This window comes from Amycolatopsis tucumanensis, assembly GCF_021654135.1.
Lineage (GTDB): Bacteria > Actinomycetota > Actinomycetes > Mycobacteriales > Pseudonocardiaceae > Amycolatopsis_E > Amycolatopsis_E tucumanensis.
The window spans coordinates 76,831-98,884 of sequence record NZ_JAKGSD010000008.1 but is presented as its reverse complement, the minus strand read 5'-3'; the positions used below and the strand labels follow the sequence as shown (position 1 = coordinate 98,884).

General features: G+C 70.9%; 21 protein-coding genes. 14 read left to right on the top strand and 7 right to left on the bottom strand.

Annotation, left to right across the window (positions count from 1 at the left end; genetic code table 11):
- Positions 1–36 precede the first annotated feature (36 nt).
- Entirely contained in the window at positions 37–2,031 is a 1,995-nt protein-coding gene (locus L2C96_RS11275; protein ID WP_237336099.1) for an SDR family oxidoreductase, read from the bottom strand.
- 191 nt (positions 2,032–2,222) lie between these two features.
- Between L2C96_RS11275 and L2C96_RS11270 the strand changes: the two genes are divergently transcribed.
- Together L2C96_RS11270 and L2C96_RS11265 are read left to right on the top strand one after the other, a co-directional pair.
- The gene (locus L2C96_RS11270) at positions 2,223–3,059 is read left to right on the top strand and encodes a Bax inhibitor-1/YccA family protein (protein ID WP_027936367.1); all 837 of its coding nucleotides are present in this window, start codon (positions 2,223–2,225) and stop codon (positions 3,057–3,059) included.
- 217 nt (positions 3,060–3,276) lie between these two features.
- Positions 3,277–4,116 carry an LppU/SCO3897 family protein gene (locus L2C96_RS11265; protein WP_237336098.1) on the top strand — a complete coding sequence of 280 codons (840 nt, stop codon included), beginning with the start codon at positions 3,277–3,279 and terminating at the stop codon, positions 4,114–4,116.
- Between the two features lie 57 nt (positions 4,117–4,173).
- Here the strand turns inward: L2C96_RS11265 and L2C96_RS11260 are convergent, their stop codons facing one another.
- A complete protein-coding gene (locus tag L2C96_RS11260) occupies positions 4,174–5,394 on the bottom strand; it encodes an acetyl-CoA C-acetyltransferase (RefSeq protein ID WP_020421497.1) in 1,221 nt (406 codons plus the stop codon).
- A 109-nt stretch (positions 5,395–5,503) separates the two neighbouring features.
- Between L2C96_RS11260 and L2C96_RS11255 the strand changes: the two genes are divergently transcribed.
- The 5 genes from L2C96_RS11255 to L2C96_RS11235 all read left to right on the top strand — a co-directional run bounded on the left by L2C96_RS11255 (position 5,504) and on the right by L2C96_RS11235 (position 10,569).
- Positions 5,504–6,874: a cystathionine beta-synthase gene (locus L2C96_RS11255; protein WP_020421496.1), complete on the top strand. Its 1,371-nt coding sequence runs from the start codon at positions 5,504–5,506 to the stop codon at positions 6,872–6,874.
- A 127-nt stretch (positions 6,875–7,001) separates the two neighbouring features.
- Positions 7,002–8,357: a hypothetical protein gene (locus tag L2C96_RS11250; RefSeq protein WP_272882380.1), complete on the top strand. Its 1,356-nt coding sequence runs from the start codon at positions 7,002–7,004 to the stop codon at positions 8,355–8,357.
- A gap of 125 nt (positions 8,358–8,482) precedes the next feature.
- Complete coding sequence (locus L2C96_RS11245) at positions 8,483–8,947, top strand: hypothetical protein (RefSeq protein WP_237336097.1); 465 nt, start codon at positions 8,483–8,485, stop codon at positions 8,945–8,947.
- A gap of 2 nt (positions 8,948–8,949) precedes the next feature.
- Positions 8,950–9,402 carry a hypothetical protein gene (locus L2C96_RS11240; RefSeq protein ID WP_235716252.1) on the top strand — a complete coding sequence of 151 codons (453 nt, stop codon included), beginning with the start codon at positions 8,950–8,952 and terminating at the stop codon, positions 9,400–9,402.
- Between the two features lie 9 nt (positions 9,403–9,411).
- Positions 9,412–10,569, top strand: a complete 1,158-nt coding sequence (locus tag L2C96_RS11235) for a cystathionine gamma-synthase (RefSeq protein ID WP_020421492.1) — start codon at positions 9,412–9,414, stop codon at positions 10,567–10,569.
- Between the two features lie 57 nt (positions 10,570–10,626).
- Here the strand turns inward: L2C96_RS11235 and L2C96_RS11230 are convergent, their stop codons facing one another.
- Positions 10,627–10,908: a hypothetical protein gene (locus L2C96_RS11230; RefSeq protein ID WP_020421491.1), complete on the bottom strand. Its 282-nt coding sequence runs from the start codon at positions 10,906–10,908 to the stop codon at positions 10,627–10,629.
- Between the two features lie 77 nt (positions 10,909–10,985).
- Here L2C96_RS11230 and ilvA point away from each other — a divergent pair, with 77 nt between their 5' ends.
- Positions 10,986–12,191, top strand: coding sequence for a threonine ammonia-lyase (ilvA, locus tag L2C96_RS11225; protein ID WP_237336156.1), 1,206 nt, complete (start codon positions 10,986–10,988; stop codon positions 12,189–12,191).
- Here the strand turns inward: ilvA and hppD are convergent.
- Positions 12,188–13,351, bottom strand: coding sequence for a 4-hydroxyphenylpyruvate dioxygenase (gene hppD / locus L2C96_RS11220; protein WP_237336096.1), 1,164 nt, complete (start codon positions 13,349–13,351; stop codon positions 12,188–12,190). The two genes, ilvA and hppD, sit on opposite strands and share 4 nt — an antisense overlap.
- Before the next feature lie 119 nt (positions 13,352–13,470).
- Here hppD and L2C96_RS11215 point away from each other — a divergent pair, with 119 nt between their 5' ends.
- Positions 13,471–13,944 (top strand): Lrp/AsnC family transcriptional regulator, encoded by a 474-nt coding sequence (locus L2C96_RS11215; RefSeq protein ID WP_020421488.1) that lies wholly within the window; start codon positions 13,471–13,473, stop codon positions 13,942–13,944.
- On the opposite strand, the gene L2C96_RS11210 is transcribed toward L2C96_RS11215, so the two are convergent.
- From L2C96_RS11210 to L2C96_RS11200, 3 genes are all read right to left on the bottom strand, one after another.
- A complete protein-coding gene (locus tag L2C96_RS11210) occupies positions 13,923–14,714 on the bottom strand; it encodes an MBL fold metallo-hydrolase (RefSeq protein WP_237336095.1) in 792 nt (263 codons plus the stop codon). The two genes, L2C96_RS11215 and L2C96_RS11210, sit on opposite strands and share 22 nt — an antisense overlap.
- 138 nt (positions 14,715–14,852) lie before the next feature.
- The gene (gene greA, locus L2C96_RS11205; RefSeq protein WP_027936366.1) at positions 14,853–15,350 is read right to left on the bottom strand and encodes a transcription elongation factor GreA; all 498 of its coding nucleotides are present in this window, start codon (positions 15,348–15,350) and stop codon (positions 14,853–14,855) included.
- Positions 15,351–15,539: 189 nt separating this feature from the next.
- Complete coding sequence (locus L2C96_RS11200) at positions 15,540–15,965, bottom strand: DUF4307 domain-containing protein (RefSeq protein ID WP_027936365.1); 426 nt, start codon at positions 15,963–15,965, stop codon at positions 15,540–15,542.
- A 103-nt stretch (positions 15,966–16,068) separates the two neighbouring features.
- On the opposite strand from L2C96_RS11200, the gene mca reads away from it, so the two are divergent.
- Genes mca through L2C96_RS11175 form a run of 5 tightly spaced genes read left to right on the top strand, consistent with a single transcriptional unit; the run spans position 16,069 to position 21,922 of the window.
- On the top strand, positions 16,069–16,980 hold the full coding sequence (gene mca / locus L2C96_RS11195) for a mycothiol conjugate amidase Mca (protein ID WP_027936364.1): 912 nt from the start codon (positions 16,069–16,071) through the stop codon (positions 16,978–16,980).
- The gene (locus L2C96_RS11190; RefSeq protein WP_027936363.1) at positions 16,977–17,297 is read left to right on the top strand and encodes a hypothetical protein; all 321 of its coding nucleotides are present in this window, start codon (positions 16,977–16,979) and stop codon (positions 17,295–17,297) included. The genes mca and L2C96_RS11190 overlap by 4 nt, the downstream gene beginning before the upstream one ends.
- Before the next feature lie 37 nt (positions 17,298–17,334).
- Complete coding sequence (locus L2C96_RS11185; RefSeq protein WP_020421482.1) at positions 17,335–19,362, top strand: thioredoxin domain-containing protein; 2,028 nt, start codon at positions 17,335–17,337, stop codon at positions 19,360–19,362.
- Positions 19,363–19,417: 55 nt separating this feature from the next.
- Positions 19,418–19,990, top strand: coding sequence for an ATP-binding transcription factor AbmR (abmR, locus tag L2C96_RS11180; protein WP_237336094.1), 573 nt, complete (start codon positions 19,418–19,420; stop codon positions 19,988–19,990).
- A gap of 42 nt (positions 19,991–20,032) precedes the next feature.
- On the top strand, positions 20,033–21,922 hold the full coding sequence (locus tag L2C96_RS11175; RefSeq protein WP_237336093.1) for an acyl-CoA dehydrogenase family protein: 1,890 nt from the start codon (positions 20,033–20,035) through the stop codon (positions 21,920–21,922).
- Positions 21,923–22,054: the final 132 nt, after the last annotated feature.

Sequence of the window (22,054 nt, the reverse complement as noted above, 5' to 3'; positions counted from 1 at the left end):
CGTGTTAACACGGTCAGGCCACGCCCGGTGTGTCACTCACCAGTGGAAACCCCTGGTCAGCTTGACGAGGGCGTTCGCCGCGCGGGACAGGTGCCGCTCGCCCTTCCCGATCCGCAGCTCACCGCTGCCGCCCGCGGCCGTCGAGTCGGGGAAGACGCGGTAACCCTCGTACGCGATGGCGTCGACCAGCCCCGGCAGCAGCGTGTACGCCGCTTGGATCAGGTACCCCTCCGGGGTGCCGATGTGCTTGGGCCGGTTCTTCAGCGCGCGCACCACCATGTCCGCGGCCTGGTCCGGCGACTTCGTCGGGAACGCGTCGTAGATCTTCGTCGGCCGGATCATCGGCGTGCGGACCAGTGGCATGTGGATGGTCGTGAACGTGATGCCGTCACCGTGGGTCTCGGTCGCCGCGATCTTGCTGAAGTAGTCCAGCGCCGCCTTCGACGCGACGTACGCGGAGAACCGCGGCGCGATGCCCTGCACGCCGATCGACGACACGTTGACCACGTGCCCGAACTTCCGCTCGGCCATGTGCGGCAGCACCGCGAGGATCAGCCGCACCGCGCCGAAGTAGTTGATCGCCATCGCGCGCTCGTAGTCGTGGAAGCGGTCGTAGGACAGCTTGATCGACCGGCGGATCGACCGGCCCGCGTTGTTGACCAGCATGTCGATGCGCCCGTGCTCGGCCAGCATCTGGTCGACGATCTTGCGCACGGCCTCCTCGTCGGTCAGGTCGGCCGGGTAGATCGAGGCGTAGCCGCCCGCGGCGACGATCTCGTCGCGCACCTCCGCCAGCTCCGGCTCCCGCCGCGCGACCAGCAGCGGCACCCCGCCCTCGGCCGCCACCTTCAACGCGGTCGCCCGTCCGATGCCCGACGACGCGCCGGTGATGATCACGCGGCGGCCGTCCAGCTCGCCTCGCGGCCCGTGCTTGCGGGCGCGGAACGGGTCGAGGTGCTCGCGCCAGTACCGCCACAGCGCGGGCGCGTAGTCCTCGATCCGGGGCACGTCGACGCCGCTGGCCGCGAGCTCCTTGCGGGTCGCGGCCGAGGAGAAGACCGATGGGAACGACAGCGTGTCCAGCAGCACGGCCGGGATGCCGAGGCGCTCCAGGAACGCGTCGCGCGTGATCGTCACACCCGGCACGTGCTCGCTCAGCCGGGCCAGTTTCAGCAGGCCCCGGGACAGCCGCCGGTCCAGCTCGACGTTGATCGTCGGCGCCCCGGCCGCGCGGGCGAAGGCGTTGTAGACGCAGATCACCGACTGCGGCTCCGGGCTGACCAGGTGGAACGCCCGCCCGTCCAGCCCCGGCTTGACCACCAGTTCCAGCAGCGCCCTGGCCACGTAGTCGACCGGGACGACGTTCGTGTCGCCCAGGTCCGGGCCGGCGAGCGGCAGGTTCGGCAGCGCGGCGAGCCTGCTGATCGCGGGGAAGAGGTAGTACGGGCCGTCGATCTTGTCCATCTCGCCGGTCTGCGAGTGACCCACCACGACCGCGGGCCGGTACACCCGCCACGGCACCTCGGACTGCTGCCGCACCAGGCGCTCGGCCTCGAACTTCGTCCGGTGGTACGGCGTGGGCAGGCGCTGGCCGGTGTCGAACATGTCCTCGGTGAACACGCCCTCGTGGTCGCCGGCCACGGCCACCGACGACACGTGGTGCAGGCAGCCGGCCTGGATGTCGGCGGCCAGTTCCAGCACGTTGCGGGTGCCCTCGACGTTGGCCTTGACGCTCGTCGCGTCGTCGGCGGTCAGGTCGTACAGCGCGGCCAGGTGGACCAGACCGTCGACCCGGCCCCGCAGCCCGGCGCGCACGTCCTCCGCGATGCCGAGGTCCTCGCGGCCGATGTCGCCGTCGACCAGCGTCACCTTCTCCGGGTGCGGCCAGCCGTTGACCAGGTCCGTCAGCCGCTCCCGCGACTTCTCGCGGACCAGCAGGAACACCTGGTCGACCTCCGCCCTGGCCAGCAGCAGCGGGGTGAAGTGGCGCCCGATCAGCCCGGTCGCCCCGGTCACCAGATACCCGGTCATGTGCCTGCCCTCCGCCGTCGTCGCCCGGCTGCATTGTCCGCCGCCGCGGCCGTCGTGACCACAGTCATAGTGCACGGGGTCCCCGGAACGATCAGCGGACGCGAGTAAAGTCGCCTTTACTTGAACGGGAACCGGCAGGGCGCTGCCGACGTTGAACCTGATGCAGGTGCCAGTAGATCCAGGAGGATCAGGTGCGTTCCACAAGCAACCCAGCGTTCCGCAACCTGCCCACCGGCAGCGCGGGATACGGCTCTTACGGGCCGAACGTAGGCTTCAACCAGCCCCAGGGCATGCCCGGTTACGGCATGCCGTCGGGGTACGGCGCGCAGCAGGCGCCGGCGACCGAACGTCCCATGACGGTCGACGACGTCGTCATCAAGACCGGGATGAGCCTCGGCGTCGCCCTGATCACCGGTGTCCTCGCCGCGATCTGGGCGCAGAGCCAGGCTGACGCCAACGCGCTCGGCCCGGTGCTCGGGCTGATGCTCGGCGGCATGATCGTCGGCCTGGTGCTGTCGCTGATCATGATCTTCCGGCAGAAGCCGAGCGGCCCGATGACGCTGCTGTACTCGGCGGCCGAGGGTGTGTTCCTCGGTGCGATCACCGGGCTCTTCGAGATGCTCTACCCCGGCATCGCCCTGCAGGCGATCCTGGGCACCGCGGGTGTGTTCATCGGCATGCTGGTCGTCTACAAGACCGGCGCGGTGAAGGTGACGCCGAAGCTGACCAAGTGGGTGATGGGCGCCCTGGCGGGTGTCGTGATCCTGATGCTGGCCAACCTCGTGCTCGGCCTCTTCGGCGTGAACATGGGCCTGCGGGACGGTGGCGCGCTCGCCATCATCTTCAGCCTCGTGGTCATCGGCGTCGCGGCGTTCTGCCTGCTGCTCGACTTCGACGCGGCCGACCAGATGATCCGGGCGGGCATGCCGGCCAAGTGGGCGTGGTTCGCCGCGTTCGGCCTGATGACCACCCTGGTCTGGCTCTACCTGGAGATCCTGCGCCTGCTGTCGTACCTGCAGAACGACTAGCGAACGCACAGTGGCGGCTAGTTGACAGCGGGGTTTGAAGTGGCTTCGCCACCTGGATGACAGCAGCTCAACAGCTTCCCCAACAGAAGGACACTCGGTTACCAGCCGGGTGTCCTTTTGTTATGTGCTCACCCTTTCGGTGGCCCGGTGATCGTCTCCTTGACTACGCAGTGTTGGATACGAGGACTCCTGTCCAGTTCACACTTGTGAGGTTCGCGTGAGCGTCCCCCCACCGCCGGCTGCGCCTGGAGGGCAGCCGACGCCCTTCGGCAACCAGCCGCCCGCCGGTAACCAGGGCGCTCCCGGCGCGTTCGGCCAGCCGGGCCAGCCCGGGCAGCCGGGCCAGTCCGGTCAGTTCGGCCAGCCGGGACAGCCGGGTCAGCCCGGCCAGCCGGGTCAGCCGGGTCAGCCCGGCCAGTTCGGGCAGCCCGCGGGCGCCCCGCCCGCCTTCCCGCCGCCGGGACAGCCCGGTCAGCCCGGCGCGTTCGGCCCCCCGCCGGGGCAGCCGTTCGGCCCGCCGCCCGGCCAGCCCGCCAAGAAGAGCAAGCTCACCTGGCTGCGGATCGTCCTGCCGATCGTCGTGGTGGTCGGCGTCGGCATCGTCGCGATCATCAACTTCGTCGGGTCCCCTGCCTCGGCCGCGGTCGGTGACTGCCTGCAGATCACCGAGTTCAAGACCAACGGCGACGAGCCGACGAAGAAGGACTGCGGCGACCAGAACGCGAACGTCAAGATCGCGGTCAAGCTGGACAACGCGTCCGACAGCTGCCCGACCGGCGACTACGACGAGTACAGCGTCAGCGGCCGCGGCGACTACAAGCTCTGCCTGATGATCAACGCGCACGACGGCGACTGCTTCGCCAACGTGACGTCCTCGACCGACGGCTACAAGCGGGTCCCCTGCACCGACCCGACGGCCGAGATCGAGTTCCTCAAGGTCGTCACCGGCCAGGCCGACGAGGCCGCCTGCGAGGGCCTGGAGATCGACGGCGCGGTCACCTACTCCGAGCCCGCCACCACCATGTGCGCGGTCGCGAAGAACGGCGCCAGCGCCTGATCCACGCACACGAAGAAGGGGCCCGGCACGCAGCCGGGCCCCTTCTCGCGTGCGGGGTCAGCTCAGCCGCTCGATGACCATCGCCATGCCCTGGCCGCCGCCGACGCACATCGTCTCCAGGCCCCACTGCTTGTCGTGGTGCTGCAGCGAGTTGATCAGCGTCGAGGTGATGCGGGCGCCGGTCATGCCGAACGGGTGGCCAACGGCGATCGCGCCGCCGTTGACGTTCAGCCGCTCGATGTCGATGCCCAGGTCCTTGTAGGACGGGATGACCTGCGCGGCGAACGCCTCGTTGATCTCCACCAGGTCGATGTCGCCGATGGACATCCCGGCGCGGGCCAGCGCGCGCTGCGACGCCTCGACCGGGCCGTAGCCCATGATCTCCGGCGACAGGCCGGACACGCCGGTCGACACGACCCGCGCCAGCGGCGTGATGCCCAGCTGCTTCGCCTTGGTGTCGGACATGATCACCAGCGCGGCGGCGCCGTCGTTGAGCGGGCAGCAGTTGCCCGCGGTGACCCGGCCGTCGGGGCGGAACACCGGCTTCAGGCCGGACACGCCCTCGATCGTCACACCGGCGCGCGGGCCGTCGTCCTTCGACACGACCGTGCCGTCGGGCAGGGTCACCGGCGTGATGTCCTTGGCCCAGAACCCGTCGGCGATGGCCTTCTCCGCCAGGTTCTGCGACCGCACGCCGAACTCGTCCATCTCCTCGCGGGAGACGTTCTTCAGGCGCGCGAGGTTCTCCGCGGTCTGGCCCATCGCGATGTAGACGTCGGGCAGCTGCCCGTTCTCGCGCGGGTCGACCCAGGTGTCGCTGCCCTCGGCCGCGGTCTTCGCGGTGCGGGCCTCGGCGTCGGCGAACAGCGGGTTGTGCGTGTCGGGCCAGGAGTCCGAGCTGCCCTTCGCGAACCGCGACACCGTCTCCACGCCTGCGGAGATGAACACGTCACCCTCGCCCGCCTTGATCGCGTGCAGCGCCATCCGGGTGGTCTGCAGGCTGGAGGAGCAGTAGCGGGTGATGGTGCACCCGGGCAGGTGGTCGTAGCCGAGCTGGACCGCGACGGCGCGGCCCATGTTGAAGCCCGACTCGCCGCCGGGCAGGCCGCAGCCGAGCATGAGGTCGTCGATGTCCTTCGGGTCCAGCTGCGGCACCTTGTCCAGCGCGGCGCGGACCATCTGCGCGGCCAGGTCGTCCGGCCGCATGCTCACCAGCGAGCCCTTCCCGGCGCGGCCGATCGGCGAACGCGCCGCGGAGACGATGACGGCTTCAGGCATGGCTTGACACTCCTTCGGGTCGGACTAAGCGCGTGCTTACCCACATCCTGCACCCTGGGAGCGTGCGGTCAAACCCCTACGCGACCAGTACCACGTCTAGGGTGGGGCCGTGGACTACGTCGAGCACATCGTCGACCTCGTGGGCAACACCCCGCTGGTCAAGCTGAACTCCCTCACCGAGGGCCTGGCGCCGCTCGTGCTGGCGAAGGTGGAGTACTTCAACCCGGGCGGCAGCGTGAAGGACCGCATCGCGCTGCGCATGGTCGAAGCCGCCGAGGCCTCCGGCGAGCTCAAGCCCGGCGGCACCATCGTGGAGCCGACCTCCGGCAACACCGGCGTCGGCCTGGCGATGGTCGCCCAGCGCAAGGGCTACCAGTGCGTCTTCGTCTGCCCGGACAAGGTGAGCGAGGACAAGCGCAACGTGCTGAAGGCCTACGGCGCCCGCGTCGTGGTGTGCCCGACCGCCGTCCCGCCCGAGCACCCGGACTCCTACTACTCCGTCTCCGACCGGCTGGTGCGGGAGATCGAGGGCGCCTGGAAGCCCAACCAGTACGCCAACCAGCAGAACCCGGAGAGCCACTACCACTCGACCGGCCCCGAGATCTGGCAGCAGACCGACGGGAAGATCACCCACTTCGTCGCGGGTGTGGGCACCGGCGGCACGATCTCCGGCACCGGCCGCTACCTGAAGGAAGCCTCCCAGGGCCGCGTCAAGGTCGTCGGCGCCGACCCGGAGGGCTCGGTCTACTCCGGCGGCACCGGGCGCCCCTACCTGGTCGAAGGCGTCGGCGAGGACTTCTGGCCGGACACTTACGACCGCGGCATCGCCGACGAGATCATCGCCATCTCCGACGCCGAGTCCTTCGCCGTCACCCGCCGCCTCGCGCTCGAGGAGGGCCTGCTGGTCGGCGGCTCGTGCGGGATGGCCGTCGCGGCCGCGCTCAAGCTCGCCGAGCGGCTCGGCCCGGACGACGTCATCGTGGTGCTCCTGCCCGACGGCGGCCGCGGCTACCTGGGCAAGGTCTTCAACGACCAGTGGATGGCCGGCTACGGCTTCCTGCCCCCGGACTCCTCGGGCGCCACGGTCGGCGACGTCCTGCGCGCCAAGACCGGATCGCTGCCCGACCTGGTCCACACCCACCCGAACGAGACGGTCGCCGAGGCCGTCGCGATCCTGTCCGAGTTCGACGTCAGCCAGATGCCGGTGGTCAGCGCCGAGCCGCCGGTGATGGCCGCCGAGGTGGTCGGCGCCGTCAACGAGCGGGAGCTGCTGGAGGCCCTGTTCACCGGGAAGGCCCAGCTCGCCGACCGGCTGGACAAGCACATGTCGCCGCCGCTGCCGACCATCGGCGCCAGCGAGGGCGTCGGCGCGGCGATGAAGGCCCTGTCCAACGCGGACGGCGCGCTGGTGCTGGTCGACGGCAAGCCGGCCGGCGTGCTCACCAGGCACGACCTGCTGGGGTACCTCGCCGGACGGTGAACCAGACTTCATCGCGCGGAACCGTCGGGGCGTTACGAGCGTCTATGACCGGTATCCGATAGCGTGTGCCCACCCGGATCAACGTGAATACGCACTGTCAGTCCTCTCGAGGGGGTTCAAGACCCACATGAGCGCTCCGCAGCCGCCCAACCAGCCTTGGGGTGGCGGTCAGCCGCCTCAGGGCCCGCCGAGCGGTCCCCAACAGCAGCAAGACAACCCGTTCGGCTCCTCGGAGCCGACCCAGGTCGTGCAGCCCGGCCAGTCGCAGCAGCCGTCCGAGGGCGGCTCGTTCGGCGAGACCGCGGAGCCGACCCAGGTGGTCCAGCCGGGTGGGGACCCGAACGCCACGCAGAAGGTCAACCCGGGTGACCAGCCGGGCGCGGAGTCCACGCAGCTGGTGCCCCCGGGCTCCCAGCCGCCGGCCATCCCGTACTCGCCGCCGCCGAGCGCCGCGGACAACCCCAGTGCAGTGAACCCCCAGCAGGGCTTCGGGCAGCAGGGCTTCGGGCAGCAGCAGCAGCCCGGTTTCGGGCAGCAGCAGCCGGGCCCGTACGGCCAGCCGCCGCAGGGCTACGGCCCGCCGTCGGGTGGCTTCGGCCAGCCGCAGGGCTTCGGCGCGCCGGGTTACCCCCAGCAGGGCGGCGGCGCCGGTGCGGGCAACAACCAGCTCTTTGGCTACATCGCCGGCGGTGTCGCGGCGCTCCTGGGTCTGCTCTCGGCCATCTTCGTCCTGGTCGACTTCGGTGACGCGAGTGACTACTCGGACGCGTACGACTCGTTCAGCGAGCAGGCCGACCAGCTGGGCCTGCCCAGCCCGGGCCTGGTCTGGTTCTACCTGATCATGATCCTGGTCGGCGGCCTCGCGGCCCTGGCCGGTGGCGTGCTGATCGCGCTCGCCGGGCGCCTCAGCGCCTCGCTGAGGAAGATCGCGCCGATCGTCACCGCGGTCGGCGGGTTCCTCCTCCTGCTGTTCGCGATCCTGTTCATGACCGCGTTCCCGAGCGAGATGGACACGCCCGGCAAGGCGATCATGTACCTGATCTTCGGCATCGTGGTGCTGGCGATCGGTGCGCTCGGCCTGGTCCCGGCCACGAAGCAGTTCGTCGGCCTCGGCGATGGCGGCCAGCAGGGCGGCCCGGGCAGCTTCGGCGGTCCCGGCGGCTTCGGCGGCCCGCAGAGCGGTGGCTTCCCGCAGCCGGGTCAGCCGGGTCAGCCCGGTCAGTTCGGGCAGCCGCACGGCCAGCCCCAGTACGGTCAGCCCGGCGGGCCGAACCCGCAGAGCGGCGGCTTCCCGCAGCCCGGCCAGCCCGGTCAGTACGGCCAGCCGCAGCAGCAGCCCGGTTACGGCCAGCCTGGCCAGTACGGGCAGCAGCCCGGCTACGGCCAGCCCGGCCAGTTCGGCCAGCAGCCGGGTCAGTACGGCCAGCCGCCGCAGCAGCCCGGCCAGTACGGCCAGCCCGGCCAGCCGCCCCAGCAGTGGTGACCAGCTGATCTGACGACGATGCCCCCGGCACGCGCCGGGGGCATCGTCTTTTTCCCAGTTGATGTCCGCGCGCTGGGAACGCGGCTAGGGTGAGCGCCGGAACGGACCGATCCCCCGGGGGCCCTGTGACGAGTCGAAACGGCCACGAGCCGCGCCCCAGCGGGACCACCGCGATCCTCGCCGGCCTGCTCGGGCTGGCGCTGGCCGGCCTGCTGGCTTACCTGCCGCTGAAGTTCTTCGTCGACTACGGCTTCGCCGGCATGGACGGCAAGGTCCGCACCGTCCTCGTCGTCTACTCGGCGGCCGCGCTGGTCCTGCTCGCCGGCGCGCTGACCACGTTCTTCCGCGCGGTCGCCGGCGCGGTGTTGCTGCTGGTCGGCGGGCTGCTCGCGGTCGCAGCGGTGATCTGCGAACCGGTCCTGCTCTACCCCGGCTACTTCGGGGACTTCTTCGCCGCCATGTTCCGCTTCGCCCCCGCCGACGCGTTCGTGCGGGTCGGCGCGGTGGTCGGCGGCCCGCTCGTGTTCGTCCTCGCGGTGCTTCCGTGGACCTTCCGGTACCTGCGGCACCGCCCGGCTGGTAGTTGGTAGTGGTGACCTTTCCGTCCCAATCCGAAGCGGCCGCGGCGTCGCGCGGCGGCGGCGCCGGCATCACGGCGGCTGTCCTGGCCCTGCTCGGCGGCCTGTTCCACCTGGTCGGCGTCGCCGGTGGCGCGGTGCTGCTCGCCGGCGACGGCGACCTCGGGCGCAGCCTGCTGACGTTCGCCACCCACCTGGTGCTCGCCGCGGCGCTCATCACCGGCGGGGTCGGGCTGGTGCTGGCCAAGGAGTTCGGCCGCGTCGCCACGATCATCGGCGCGGCCGCGGCGCTCTTCGTGTACGTGCTGGTGCTGGTGCTCGGCGCGTTCGGGGTGTACTTCCTCGGCCTCCTCGACGGCGACGTGCCGCTCGGCTACGTCGGCGTGCTGTGCGTGCCCGCGATCGGCACGCTGGTGCTGGCGTGCCTGCCGCCCACCGGGCGATGGGTGACCCAGGGCTGGTCGTAGGCTGGGGAAATGACGCACGACCTTTCCCGCTCCGGCTTCGAGACGCGCGCCATCCACGCAGGTCAGGAGCCTGACCCGCGGACAGGTGCGGTCATCGTGCCCATCTACCAGACCTCCACCTACGCGCAGGACGGCGTCGGGGGCACCCGTGAGGGTGACTACGAGTACTCCCGCACCGCGAACCCGACGCGCACCGCGCTGGAGCAGGCCCTGGCCTCGCTCGAGGGCGCGCGGCACGGCTTGGCGTTCGCCTCCGGCATGGCCGCCACCGACGCGGTGCTGCGCACCGTCCTGCGGCCCGGCGACCACCTGGTCCTGGGCAACGACGCCTACGGCGGCACCTTCCGGCTCATCGACAAGGTGCTGAAGCTGTGGGGCGTCGAGTACGGCGTCGCGGACCTGTCGAACCCGGACGAAGTGCGTGCCGCGGTCCGCCCGGAGACGAAGCTGATCTGGTGCGAGACGCCGTCCAACCCGCTGCTCGGCATCGCCGACCTCGCGGTGCTGGCGGAAATCGCCCACGGCGCCGGTGCCCGCCTCGTCGTCGACAACACCTTCGCCACGCCGTACCTGCAGACGCCGCTGGCGCTCGGCGCCGACATCGTCGTGCACTCGACCACCAAGTACCTGGGCGGCCACTCGGACGTCGTCGGCGGCGCCGTGCTGACCGACGAGGACGAGCTGCGCGACCAGCTGTTCTTCCTGCGCAACTCGGCGGGCGCGGTGCCCGGCCCGTTCGACGCCTGGCTCACCCTGCGCGGCCTCAAGACGCTCGCCGTGCGCATGGACCGGCACTGCGACAACGCGGAGCAGATCGCCGAGATGCTGTCGGCGCACCCGAAGGTCGCCGAGGTGTACTACCCGGGCCTGCCCGGGCACGCCGGTCACGAGGTGGCGGCCAAGCAGATGCGCCGCTTCGGCGGCATGATCTCGTTCCGCCACGCCGACGGCAGGCAGGCCGCGCTGGACACCGCGGCGCGCACGGAGCTGTTCATCCTGGCCGAGTCGCTCGGCGGCATCGAATCGCTGATCGAGCACCCCGGCCAGATGACGCACGCGAGCGTGGCCGGCTCGATGCTCCAGGTGCCCGACGACCTGCTGCGGCTGTCCGTCGGCATCGAGGACGTCCGCGACCTGAGCGACGACCTGCGCGCGGCCCTGGGCTGAGAGGCGACGGCGGGGGAGCGTCGCGGCGCTTCCCCGCCCGTCAGCGCCAGAAGTCGGTCAGGGCCGGTAGTTGTTCAGCTCGGCCGTCTTGGCGTCACCGGCCGTGGTGCCGGTGCGGATGCCCTCCAGGTCGGAGCCGTTCACGCACCCGCCGACCAGCTCGACGTAGTTGTCGTGCCGGATGTACTGGGCCGGGTCGCCGCAGTTGGCCCGGTCGACCGTGTAGACCGCCGCGCCGGTGAGGGCCAGGGCGGACGTGACGCCCGCGACCAACGGCAGCAGGCCGGCCGCACGCGTGGCGCGGCGGACCCGTCCGCCCGTTTCACCCCGTGCTGGCATGGCTACTCCCGATTCGCCGTACTGACCGGCTCCCAGGGTACCGAAACCCGTGAGGTGCGAGTGGCATGATCCGGGATATGGATCTGGTGGACGTCGACCGCATCCGCGAGGCGCGGAAGCTGCTCGAGGGGATCATCCGCGTCACGCCGATGGAGCACGCGCGTGATCTGGAGCGGGCGCATGGTGGCGCGGTCCACCTGAAGTGCGAGAACCTGCAGCGCACCGGCTCGTTCAAGATCCGCGGCGCCTACACCCGCCTGCACGGCCTGAGCGCCGAGGAGCGGGCCCGCGGGGTCGTCGCGGCCAGCGCGGGCAACCACGCGCAGGGTGTCGCGCTCGCGGCGTCGCTGCTGGGCATCTCGTCGACCGTCTTCATGCCGACGCGCGCGCCGCTGCCCAAGCTGGCCGCCACCCGCGGCTACGGCGCGGACGTGCACCTGCACGGCGACGTGCTGGAGGAGACCCTGGCCGAGGCGGTCGCGTTCGCGGAGCGGACCGGCGCGGTGTTCATCCACCCCTTCGACCACGCGGACATCATCGCCGGGCAGGGCACCGTCGGGCTGGAGATCCTGGAGCAGGTGCCGGAGGTGGCCACGGTGCTGGTGCCGACCGGCGGTGGCGGGCTCGTCGCCGGGGTGGCCTGCGCGGTGAAGGCGTCGCGGCCGGACGTGCGGGTCGTGGCGGTGCAGGCCGAGGACGCGGCCGCGTTCCCGCCGTCGCTCGCCGCCGGTGGCCCGGTGCGCCTGCGGGAGATGCAGACGATGGCCGACGGGATCGCGGTCGGCCAGCCGGGGCCGGTGAGCTTCGCGCACGTGGCCGCGAAGGTCGACGACGTCCTCACGGTGTCGGAGGAGTCGCTGTCCCGCGCGGTGCTGCTGTGCCTGGAGCGCCGCAAGCTGGTCGTGGAACCGGCGGGCGCCGCGGCGGTGGCGGCGTTGCTGCAGTACCCCGGCGAGTTCGCGGCGCCGGTGGTGGCCGTGGTGTCCGGCGGCAACGTGGACCCGTTGCTGTTGCTGCAGATAATCCAGCACGGCATGACGGCGGGCGGGCGTTACCTGGCGCTGCGGCTGCGTGTGCCGGACCGGCCGGGGTCGCTGGTGTCGGTGCTGTCCCGGGTGCGGGACCTCGGCGCCAACGTCCTGGACGTCGAGCACTCGCGGATCTCCGGCGCGCTGGCCCTCGGCGAGGTCGAGATCGCGCTCAAGCTGGAAACCCGCGGGCCCGACCACTGCGAAGAGGTCCACGCCGAGCTCCAGCGCGCCGGGTTCACCGTCGTCGGCTAGAGGTTGCCGCGGCGCTCCTGCTCGCGCTCGATCGCCTCGAACAGGGCCTTGAAGTTGCCCTTGCCGAAGCCGAGCGAGCCGTGCCGTTCGATCAGCTCGTAGAACACGGTGGGCCGGTCGCCGACCGGCTTGGTGAAGATCTGCAGCAGGTAGCCGTCCTCGTCGCGGTCGACCAGGATCCGGTGCTCCTTCAGCGTCTCGATCGGCACCCGCACCTCGCCGATCCGCGCGCGCAGCTCCGGGTCGTCGTAGTAGGAGTCCGGGGTGTCCAGGAACTCCACGCCCGCGGCGCGCATCGCGGTCACCGTGCCGACGATGTCGTTCGTGGCCAGCGCGATGTGCTGGCACCCGGCGCCGCCGTAGAACTCCAGGTACTCGTCGATCTGCGACTTCTTCTTCGCCACCGCGGGCTCGTTGAGCGGGAACTTCACGCGGTGGTTGCCGTTGGCGACGACCTTGCTCATCAGCGCCGAGTACTCGGTGGCGATGTCGTCGCCGACGAACTCGGCCATGTTCGTGAAGCCCATGACGCGGTGGTACCAGTCCACCCAGTGGTCCATCTTGCCGAGCTCCACGTTGCCGACGCAGTGGTCGACGGCCTGGAACAGCCGCTTGCGCTGCGGCGTCTCCCGCGCCTGGAAGCCGGGCAGGTACGGGCCGGTGTAGCGGGAGCGGTCGACGAGGCTGTGCCGGGTCTCGCCGTAGGTCGCGATCGCGGCCCTGCGCACGGTGCCATGCTCGTCGGAGACGTCGTGCGGCTCCTCCAGGACCGTGGCGCCCTGGGCCCGCGCGTGCGCCACGCACTTGTCCACATCGGACACTTCGAGCGCGAGGTCGACCACGCCGTCGCCGTGGCGGCGGTGGTGGTCGAGCAGCGGCGAATCAGGCCGGACGCCGCCGGTGATGACGAAGCGCGCGGAACCCGACTTCAGCACGAACGCCTTGTGGTCCGGCTGCCCGGTCTCCGGCCCGGCGTAGGCGACGAGCCGCATGCCGAACGCGTGCTGGTAGTACCACGCGGTCTGGGTGGCGTTGCCGGAGATGAACACGACGGCATCGAGCGATTTCACGGGGAACGGGTCGGCGGTCTCATCGTGCTCGACCAAACCGACGAGCTGGCGCAACTGGTCGTAGTCGACATCGTCGAGAGCGTTCGTCATGTCTGGCAGAATGCGTAGTTCGTCGCATCCTGGGCAACAGTGGCGCATTTCCCTGGACACATTGACCAGTGTTCGCCGAGGATGATCTATCAAATCGGGCAATGTGACCAGGAGGATGCGTGGACGCGCTCGACGCCCGGCTGTTGCTGTTGCTCACCGACTCGCCGCGGCTGAACGTGCTGGACTGCGCGCGACGGCTCGGCGTCGCCAGGGGCACCGTGCAGGCGCGCCTGGACCGGCTCACCGAACAGGGCATCCTCGGCGGCTTCCCGCCGCAGCTGAACCTGGCGGCGATGGGGTACGGGCTGACCGCGTTCGCGGTGATCGAGATCGCGCAGGGTCAGCGCACCTCGGTGTCCGAGGCGCTGGACGCGATCGAGGAGGTCTGCGAGGTGCACGCCACCACCGGGCAGGGCGACCTGTTCGTCCGGATGGTGGCGCGCGACCACGACGACCTGCAGCGGGTCATCGACGCCGTGGTGAGCGTGCCGGGCGTGCGCCGCACGTCGACGTCGCTGGCCCTGTCCACGCCCGTGCCGCCGCGCGTCCGTCCGCTGCTGGAACGGCTCGCCTACGAAACGAACTCCAAGTAGCGCTTGGCCGAGCGCTGCACGACGTCGTAGCCGTCCTGCCGCACCACCGCGTCCCACCACGCGCCGTAGATCGCGTCGAAGCGGTAGCCGGCGAGGATCTCCGCGGCGCGCCGCACGACCGCAGGCCGTTCCGGGATCAGGTTCGGGTAGCTGTACATGAACCCGACGTGCCTGCGGTCCGGGATCACCTGCACGATGTCGCCGGACAGCAGCGCGCCCCGGCCCTCCTCGCCGCCGGACCAGTGCAGGACCGTGCCGCCGGTGAAGTGCACACCCAGGTTGACCAGTGTGACGCCGTCGCCGACCTGCTTGGTCTGGCCGCTCCACAGCTCGATGCGCTCGTCCGGGCGGCCGATCCACTCGCGGTCGCCCTCGTGCAGGTAGACCGGCACGTCGAAGGTGCGGGCCCACTCGACGCAGGTCGTGTAGTAGTGCGGGTGGCTGATCGCGATGCCGGTGATGCCGCCGCGGCTGGTGATGTGCTCGGCGATCGTGTCGTCCAGGTAGGCGGTGAGGTCCCAGAGGAAGTTGCCGCTCGCGGTCTCCACGAAGAGGGCGCGCTGGCCGATGCCGAACTTCGGGGTGCAGGCGATGCCGGTGAGGCCGGTGCCCTCTTGCCTGATGACCGGCTCGTGCTCGGCTTTCAGGGTGGCGAAGTCGGTCCACCGCTGGCCCGATGGGGGGACGTACTGGCGTTCGTCCTCGCAGATGGGGCAGTCCGCGCGGGGGGAGGCGTACTGCATGCCGCAGGTCACGCAGATGGGGTTCATGTGGTGTGACGCTACGCGGTTTTCCGGGCGCCGGGCTTTGCTTTTGCTTCGCTACGCCCGCGCGGGACCGCACACAGCGAAGCGGCTGCTCCGGGCGATGCTCCCGCCCGGAGCAGCCGCTCCGAAAAAGTGTGGGTCTCAGCCGGAGTAGGGCACGGCCTTGACCAGCGTCACCTTCTGCGTGCTCCCGTTGGGCAGCTCGTACTCGCGCGACTCGCCTTCCTTCGCGCCCAGCAGGGCCTTGCCCAGGGGCGACTCGGGGGAGTACACGTCGAGTTCGCCCTCGGCGCCCTCTTCGCGCGTGGCGAGCAGGAACTTCTCGTCCTCGTCGTCACCTTCGTAACGCACGGTGAGGACCTTGCCCGGCTCGGCGACCCCGTCGTTCTTCGGGGCCTCGCCGACCTTCGCCGACCGCAGGAGTTCCTGCAGGTGGCGGATGCGGGCCTCCTGCTGGCCCTGCTCCTCGCGGGCAGCGTGGTAACCGCCGTTCTCGCGGAGGTCGCCTTCTTCGCGGCTGGCGTTGATCTTCGCAGCGATGACCGGACGATTCTCGATCAGCTCGTCGAGCTCGTGCTTGAGCCTGTCGTAGGCTTCCTGGGTCAGCCAGGTCACCTGGGTGTCGCTCACGGCCACCATCTCCTCGTCGTGCCTGCCGGACATGGGTGTTCATGCCGGCAGCCGCACTCGACCGAGTGCGGCTGGATAAAGGAAAAACACGGCCCGTTCGGGCCGTGCCGGTAGATCAGGGTACCACGGCAGGGCAGGTCAGCGCCGGTGTCTTTCTCAGAAACCGGGCATTCGTCGCGTCATTCACCCCGTTGGCCGCTAACTCCTTGACAGATACTCCGGGATGTCGTAGGAGCAGCCGTACACGTCCGCGGTGACCGGGCGGTCGATGCTCCGCACGACCACGTCGACCCGGCTGTCGTTCGCCGGGATGTAGACCTCCCGCCGCCCGCTCTCGGCGCCGCTGATGTCCCGCGTCCGCACGATGCACACGCCCGGCCGGTCCGGCTCGTCCCGCGTCACGTTCAGCGAGATCGTCATCGCGTTGCCGGGAAGCTCCGCGAACGTGACGCGTTCCGCACTGATGGGCGCGGCGCCCAGGTTCACGTACCCGATCCACGCGACGGCGCAGCTCACGACCAGCGCGATCCCGGTGAACACCCACACGCGCCAGCGGCGGCTCGGCCTGCGGGGCCGCCCGTATCGGCCGTCCGGCAGCGACGGCGGGGCGCTGGCGGTGCTCAAGTGCCGGGCCTCCGATCGAACTTGTCGTACCCCCGGGGACAATGGAGGCAACCGCAGTATCTCTCCGGGGCGGAATAGGGATTCAGAAGGGGTCGTTGGACGCATGGTGGGTTCTGACGAGCTGATGTCCGGAACGGGATCGCGCCTGCGTCTCATGGCGGTGCACGCACATCCCGACGACGAGTCGAGCAAGGGTGCGGCCACCATGGCGCGCTACGTCGCCGAGGGTGCCGAGGTCATGGTCGTGACCTGCACCGGAGGCGAGGCCGGGAGCATCCTCAACCCGGCCATGGACCGGCCCGAGGTGCTGGCCAACATGTCCGCCATCCGCCGCGAGGAGATGGCCAAGGCCGCCAAGATCCTCGGCGTCCAGCACCGCTGGCTGGGCTTCGTGGACTCCGGCCTGCCGGAGGGCGACCCGCTGCCCCCGCTGCCGGAGGGTTGCTTCGCGCTCACCCCGATCGAGGAGCCGGTGCGCGAGCTGGTCAAGGTCATGCGCGAGTTCCGCCCGCACGTCGTGCTGACCTACGACGAGAACGGCGGCTACCCGCACCCGGACCACATCCGCACCCACGAGGTCTCCATGGCGGCCTTCGACGCCGCCGCCGAGCCGGACAAGTTCCCCGAAGCCGGCGAGCCGTGGCAGGCGCTCAAGCTGTACTACATGCACGGCTTCTCCCGCGCCCGCATGCAGGCCTTCCACGACGCGCTCGTCGAGGCCGGCCTGGAGTCGCCGTACGCGGAGTGGCTCGGCAAGTGGGACCCGGACCGCGCGGACGTCATGGAGCGCGTCACCACGCGCATCGAGTGCGCCGACTACTTCGAGGTCCGCGACGAGGCGCTGAAGGCGCACGCCACCCAGATCGACCCGAACAGCCGGTGGTTCTTCGTGCCGCTGGACATGCAGCGCCGGGTGTGGCCGACGGAGGAGTACGAGCTGGTCCGCTCGCTCGTGGACAGCACGCTGCCCGAGGACGACCTGTTCGCGGGCGTCCGTGAGAAGGTGAACACATGAGTCTCTTGTTGCCGGTGACGGCGCCGGTCGCCACGACCGCCCTCGTCCTCGCGCAGCAGCCGGGCAACGGCGACAACGGCGGCCAGGGCGAGGACTTCGGCAAGTCCTCGCCGCTGGGGTTCCTGATCCTCCTGCTGTTCCTCATCGCCGTCGCCCTGCTGGTGCGCTCGATGACCAAGCACCTCAAGCGCGTCCCGGCCACCTTCGACCCGGAGGAGAAGGCCGAGGCCGACGCCGCCGAGGCGAAGGACGAAGACCAGGCGGGGAAGCCCGCGCCCGAGCCGGTCAAGCAGCCGGAGAAGAGCGAGAGCAGCTAGCGCGGCGGCTCTCCGGGCGCCGTGACACCCTGGTGGCATGGCCAACCGACTCGCCGCCGCGACGAGCCCCTACCTGCTGCAGCACGCCGAAAACCCGGTCGACTGGTGGCCGTGGAGCGCCGAGGCGCTCGCCGAGGCCAAGCGCCGGGACGTGCCGATCCTGCTCTCGATCGGTTACGCCGCGTGCCACTGGTGCCACGTCATGGCCCACGAGTCCTTCGAGGACGCCGAGACCGCGCGCCTGATGAACGAGCACTTCGTCAACATCAAGGTCGACCGGGAGGAGCGTCCCGACATCGACGCGGTCTACATGACCGCGACCCAGGCGATGACCGGCCAGGGCGGCTGGCCGATGACCTGCTTCCTCACCCCCGACGGCGAGCCGTTCCACTGCGGCACCTACTACCCGCCCGAGCCGCGGCCGGGCATGCCGTCGTTCCAGCACCTCCTCGTCGCCGTCGCCCAGGCCTGGCAGGAACGCCGCGACGAACTGCGCGAGGGCGCGGGCAAGATCGTCGAGCACCTCGCCGGGCAGCTCGGGCCGCTGCCGCCCGCCCCGGTCGACGCGGGGGTGCTCGACGCCGCCCTGCTGAAGCTGACCGGGGAGGCCGACCGCGCACGCGGCGGTTTCGGTGGCGCGCCGAAGTTCCCGCCGTCGATGGTGCTGGAGTTCCTGCTGCGCCACCACGAACGCACCGGCTCCGCCGAGGCGCTGTCCCTTGTGGAATCGTGCGCCGAGGCGATGGCGCGCGGCGGCATCCACGACCAGCTCGCCGGCGGCTTCGCCCGCTACTCCGTCGACGCGTCCTGGGTCGTGCCGCACTTCGAGAAGATGTTGTACGACAACGCTCTGCTGCTGCGGGTCTACGCGCACCTGGCCCGCCGCACCGGCTCCGCCCTGGCCGCCGAAGTCGCGCGCATGACCGGCGAGTTCCTGCTCGCCCGCCTCCGCACGGAACAGGGCGGGTTCGCCGCGTCGCTCGACGCGGACACCCTCGGCGAGGAAGGCCTGACCTACGTGTGGACGCCCGCGCAGCTGCGTGAGGTGCTCGGCGACGACGACGGCGCGTGGGCCGCGGAACTGTTCAGCGTCACCGAATCCGGCACGTTCGAGCACGGCGCCTCGGTGCTGCAGCTCCGCGACCCGGACGACCGGGAGCGCTTCGAGCGGGTCCGCTCCGCGCTGCTGGCCGCCCGCGACGAGCGTCCCCAGCCGGGCCGGGACGACAAGGTGATCGCGGCCTGGAACGGCCTTGCCATCACCGCGCTGTGCGAGGCGGGCGTGGCGCTCGACGAGCCGCACTGGGTGACCGCGGCGCAGGAGGCCGCGTCCGCGGTCCTCGGCATCCACCTCCGCGACAACCGCCTGCGCCGCAGCTCGCGTGACGGCACGGCCGGTGACGCGGCGGGCGTGCTGGAGGACTACGGCTGCCTGGCCGAGGGACTGCTGGCCCTGCACCAGGCGACCGGGGACCCGCGCTGGCTCACCGAAGCGGTGAACCTGCTGGACACCGCGCTCGCCAACTTCGCCGTCGCGGACACCCCGGGCGCGTACCACGACACGGCGGACGATGCCGAGGTCCTCGTGCACCGGCCGTCGGACCCGACCGACAACGCCAGCCCCTCCGGCGCATCCGCGCTGACGAACGCGCTGGTCACGGCCTCGGTGCTGGTCGGGCCGGACCGGTCCGCGCGGTACCGGGCAGCCGCCGAGGAGGCCGTGCACCGGACCGGCCAGCTGATCGCCAAGGCCCCGCGCTTCGCCGGGCACTGGCTCACCGCGGCCGAGGCGCTGCTGGCCGGGCCCGTCCAGGTCGCCATCGCCGGGCCGGACTCGACCGAGCGGGACCTGCTGCGCGCGGTGGCCGCCCGTCGTGCGCACGGCGGCGCGGTCGTGCTGGCCGGGGAGCCCGACGCGGAGGGGGTGCCGCTGCTCGCGGACCGGCCGCTGGTGGCCGGTCAGGCCGCGGCCTACGTGTGCCGCGGTTACGTCTGCGACCGGCCCGTGACCAGCCCTGATGACCTGGTCTCAGCTTTGTCCGCCCGCAGTGAACAGGGGATCTGACGCGCTGGTTCCGGCGTAGCGTGTGTTGCAACGTAATCATGTAATCGCGGAGGCGATGGACATGCGCACACACGCACAGTGGGGACGAGGCTGGAAGGGCCGCGGCCAGGCCGAAGTGCCGCCGGCGGACGACGCGGCGGGCTGGTTCGCCGGGCGGCTACCCGACGGCTGGTTCACCGGAACCCCGGACATCACGGTGGACCGCGAGGAGATCCTGATCGTCGGCGAACTGCCGGCGCTCACCGACGAGTTCGCCGACGACGCCGCCCGCGCCGCCGCCGAGTCGGGGCGCATCAGCCGGTTCCGCGAGGAGACCCGCGAGCACCGCATCGAGATCGCGCGCCAGGCCGAGCACCGGTACCAGCGCAAGGTGTCCTGGGGCGCGCGCCTCGGCGGCACCGAAGAGTTGTTCACCACACAGTCGGTGCCGGTGATGACGCGCCTGCGCCAGCCCGAGCGGCTGGTGCTCGACACGCTCGTCGACGCCGGGGTCGCGCGGTCCCGGTCGGACGCCCTGGCCTGGACAGTCCGGCTCGTCGGGCAGCACGCCGAGGAGTGGCTCGGCGAGCTGCGCGAGGCCATGTCGAAGGTCGACGAACTGCGCCGGGAGGGGCCGGATCTGGGCTGAGCTCGCCATGCGGGACCGCGGAAGTTACGCCAGAGTAGGAACATGAACCCCGATGCGTTGACCGCGGTACTGGATGGACAGTGGGCCCAGCTGCGCCGGGAGATTCGCGCGCAGTACGCCGGGTACGACCTCGACGAGCCCTACGACCTGAGCACCGAGGAGTACCGGGCCTGGGTGCTGGAGCGCCTGCGGGAACTGGCCAAGAGCGGCTGGCACCGGCTCGGATTCTCCCGCGAGTACGGCGGCGGGGGAGACATCGGCGGCTCGGTGGTGTCGTTCGAGATGCTCGGCTACGGCGACCTGTCGCTGATGGTGAAGTCCGGTGTGCAGTGGGGCCTGTTCGGCGGCGCGATCCAGCTGCTCGGCACGGCGCCGCACCACGAGCGGTACCTGGCCCGCATCATGGACCTGGACCTGCTCGGCTGCTTCGCCATGACCGAAACCGGGCACGGCTCGGACGTGCAGCACCTGCGCACCACGGCCACCTACGACCCGGCCACGCGCGAGTTCGTCATCGACACCCCCGACGAGCAGGCGCGCAAGGACTACATCGGCAACGCGGCGCGGCACGGCCAGATGGCGGTGGTGTTCGCGCAGCTCGTCACCGGTGGGGAAAGCCGTGGCGTGCACGCCTTCGTGGTGCCGATCCGGGACGAGACGGGCGCGCCGATGCCGGGCGTGGAGATCGGTGACGACGGCCGTAAGGCGGGCCTCAACGGCGTCGACAACGGGCGCCTGACGTTCCACTCCGTGCGCGTGCCGCGGGACGCGCTGCTCAACCGGTACGGCGACGTCACCGAGGACGGCACCTACACGAGCCCGATCGAGAGCGACAACCGCCGGTTCTTCACCATGCTGGGCACGTTGATCCGCGGCCGGATCAGCGTGGCGGGCGGCGCGATCCACGCGACCGAGCGGGCGCTGGCGATCGCGACCCGGTACGCGGAGAAGCGCCGCCAGTTCGGCCGTCCCGGCGCGGACGGCGAGACAGTGCTGTTGGATTACCGGGCGCACCAACGGAAACTGCTGCCGGCGATCGCGCGCACCTACGCGCTGCACTTCGCGCACGAGGAGCTGACCCGGGCGCTGCACGACATCCAGGGCACCGCGGACGCCGAAGAACGGGCGCAACGCGAGCTGGAATCGCGTGCCGCGGGCATCAAGGCGATCGCGACCTGGCACGCGACCCGCAGCATCCAGACGGCGCGGGAAGCGTGTGGTGGCGCGGGATACCTGTCGGAGAACCTGCTGCCCGCGCTGAAGGCCGACACCGACGTGTTCACCACGTTCGAGGGCGACAACACGGTGCTGCTGCAGCTGGTCGCGAAGGGCCTGCTGACCAGCTACCGCGACCACTTCGCCGACCTGAGCCCGCTGGCGACCGCCCGGTTCGTGGCCGAGCAGTTCGTCGGCGCGGTGATCGAGCGGACCGCGGCGCGCAAGGTGATCGAGCGGCTGGTGGACGCCGCGCCCGGCCGGGACGACGACGATGTGCTGTTCGACCGCGGCTGGCAGGTGAAGCTGTTCGAGGACCGCGAGCAGCACGTGCTGGAGGGCTGTGCGCGGCGGCTGCGCCGGGCCGCGGAGGCGGACCCGTTCGAGGTCTTCAACGACGCGCAGGACCACGTGCTGCGTGCGGCGAAGGTGCACGTCGAACGGATCGTGCTGGAGGCGTTCGTCGCCGCCATCGACCGGTGCGCGGACCAGGACGCGCGCGCCCTGCTGGAGCGGGTGTGCGACCTGTACGTGCTGTCGAACGTCGAAGAGGACCGCGCGTGGTTCCTCGAACACGGCCGGCTGACGTCGGCGCGGGCGAAGGCGGTGGTCGCCGCGGTGAACGACCTGTGCGCCGAGCTCCGCCCCCACGCGCGACTGCTCGCGGACGGCTTCGCGGTGCCGGAACCGTTCCTGCGCCCCGCGATGCTGCGTTAGGCGCGCGTGCTGCCGTTTTGTTGTTCGGCACGAGCTCCCGGCCGGAGTGGGACCTCGGCGAGGTGCGCCGGGAGATGGCGGTGATTCGGTCGCCACCACCGGTTTGCCGTGCGCGAAGTGCGACCGCAGGTC